This is a genomic window from Variovorax sp. 20P10.2.4 (assembly GCF_058244205.1).
On record NZ_JBZAYE010000956.1, the window covers coordinates 1 to 2,034 of the forward strand.

The following is a 2,034-nucleotide window of genomic DNA, read 5'->3' on the forward strand; positions in this document are numbered from 1 at the left end:
GACGGCGCGCGGCGTGCGCAGCAGCGCGGGACGGATCGCCTCGATCACGTCCTGGCTCACGAACAGCTGCATCGCGAGGCCCGTGATCGCGAAGGTCAGCCGGTGGATGTCGTCGTCGGCGCGGGCCACGCCGAGGTGGCGGCACAGCATCGCCGCGATCGCGCGGTGCGGGTCCTTGATGTCGCGCTCGAGCTCCTTGGCCCACAGGCTGGTGGGTTCGAGCATCTCGCGCATGTGCAGGTGGATGCACTGGCGCACCACCTCGCCCTGGTCGAAGGGCTCGACCATCTTGGCGAAGAAGATGCGCAGCGATTCCTCGAGCGAGAGGCCGGGCGCGGCGTAGAGCGCCACGAAGTCGCCCGCGTTGCCGCCCATGGGCTCGCTGAAGGTGGCGGCATAGAGGCCGGCCTTGTCGCCGAAGTAGTAGCTGATGGCCGAGATGTTGACCCCGGCCTCGCGCACGATCTCGCGCGTGGAGGTCTTGGCGAAGCCCTTCTGCGCGAACAGCCGCAGCGCGGTGTAGAGCAGCCGCTGGCGCGCCTCGGCGCCGTCGCTGCGCGGCGCGCGCGGGGCGGAGGCGGTCTTGCGCGCCGGCAGCGTCGAGGGAGGGGCCGTGGACTTCATGCGGGCGATTACACCATGCCGAAAATCAAACGATTGATTAACTTAGGCTCGCCTGAGGCGATGCTGAAGGTCTCCTGAAGACAGGTGCAACGCAGGCCGGTGGGGACACGGGAGCGGGGCGAGGCGTTCTGGCGGGGCGCGTGGGTGGCGGGCAGGGGGCCCATCGCTGCCTGGCGGCGGCACCCTGTTCCTGGTGTGGTTTTCGATCGCGGTGCCGGCTCGCGCGCCCGTGCATTCTGACCCGGCCGCGCCGGCCGGCGATGCCGGATTTGTTGCGGATTGATGCAGGCTACGATCCGCGCATGCCTGCCTCCACCGCCGCCGCGCCCTCCGCCCTGCCGCTCGATGCCGACGGCATCCTCGCGCTGGCCGCGCGTTCCATGTTCCACCTGTTCTCGCGCATGAGCCAGGGCATGTTCCTGGTCGACCGCAGCGGGCGCATCGTCTGGGTCAATGAGGGCTACCGGCGCTTCCTGCCCGCGCTGGGCTTCTCGTCGATCGACCAGTTCCTCGGCCACATGGTGGAGGACGTGATCCCCAACACCCAGATGCGCCGCGTGCTCGAGAGCGGCGAGCCGATCCTGATCGACCTCTTGACCAACAAGGCGGGCACCTTCGTCGTGAGCCGCATCCCGCTGCGCGAGGAGCGTGCCGACGGCGCGGGCGAGGTGATCGGCGCCATCGGCATCGTGCTGTTCGACCAGCCCGAGACCACCCTGCAGCCGCTGATCAGCAAGTTCGCGCTGCTGCAGCGCGACCTCGACGATGCGCGGCGCGAGCTCGCGAGCCAGCGCAACAACCCGCTCTACCAGCAGGCGGCCGAGGGCCAGCGGCGTTCCAAGTACACCTTCGCGAGCTTCATCGGCAGCAGCCCGGCCGCGGTCGAGGTCAAGCGCCATGCGCGCCGCGCGGCGCAGTCGGCGAGCCCGGTGCTGCTGCTCGGCGAAACCGGCACCGGCAAGGAGCTGCTCGCGCATGCGATCCATGCGGCCTCGGCGCGCGCCAAGGGCCAGTTCGTGAGCCTCAACATCGCGGCCGTGCCCGACACCCTGCTCGAGGCCGAGTTCTTCGGCGTCGCGCCGGGCGCCTTCACCGGCGCCGACAAGCGCGGGCGCGAGGGCAAGTTCAAGCTGGCCGACGGCGGCAGCCTGTTCCTCGACGAGATCGGCGACATGCCGCTGGGCCTGCAGGCCAAGCTGCTGCGCGCGCTGCAGGAAGGGGAGATCGAGCCGCTGGGTTCGAACAAGCTGATTCCCTTCGATGCGCGCGTGATCGCCGCCACCTCGCGCGACCTGCCCGAGCTGGTGCGCCGCGGCCAGTTCCGCGAGGACCTCTACTACCGCCTCAACGTGCTGCCGCTGCGCGTGCCGCCGCTGCGCGAGCGGCGCTCCGACATCCCGGCGCTGGTCG

2 protein-coding genes are annotated in these 2,034 nt (G+C 70.3%); one reads left to right on the forward strand and one right to left on the reverse strand.

What is annotated here, in order from left to right; genetic code table 11:
* On the reverse strand, nucleotides 1-624 hold a 624-nt coding region (locus tag AC27VN_RS39875; RefSeq protein ID WP_490880270.1), incomplete at its 3' end, for a TetR/AcrR family transcriptional regulator.
* Between the two features lie 302 nt (nucleotides 625-926).
* Between AC27VN_RS39875 and AC27VN_RS39880 the strand changes: the two genes are divergently transcribed.
* A partial coding sequence (locus AC27VN_RS39880) for a sigma-54 interaction domain-containing protein (protein WP_490880271.1) occupies nucleotides 927-2,034 on the forward strand: 1,108 nt, incomplete at its 3' end.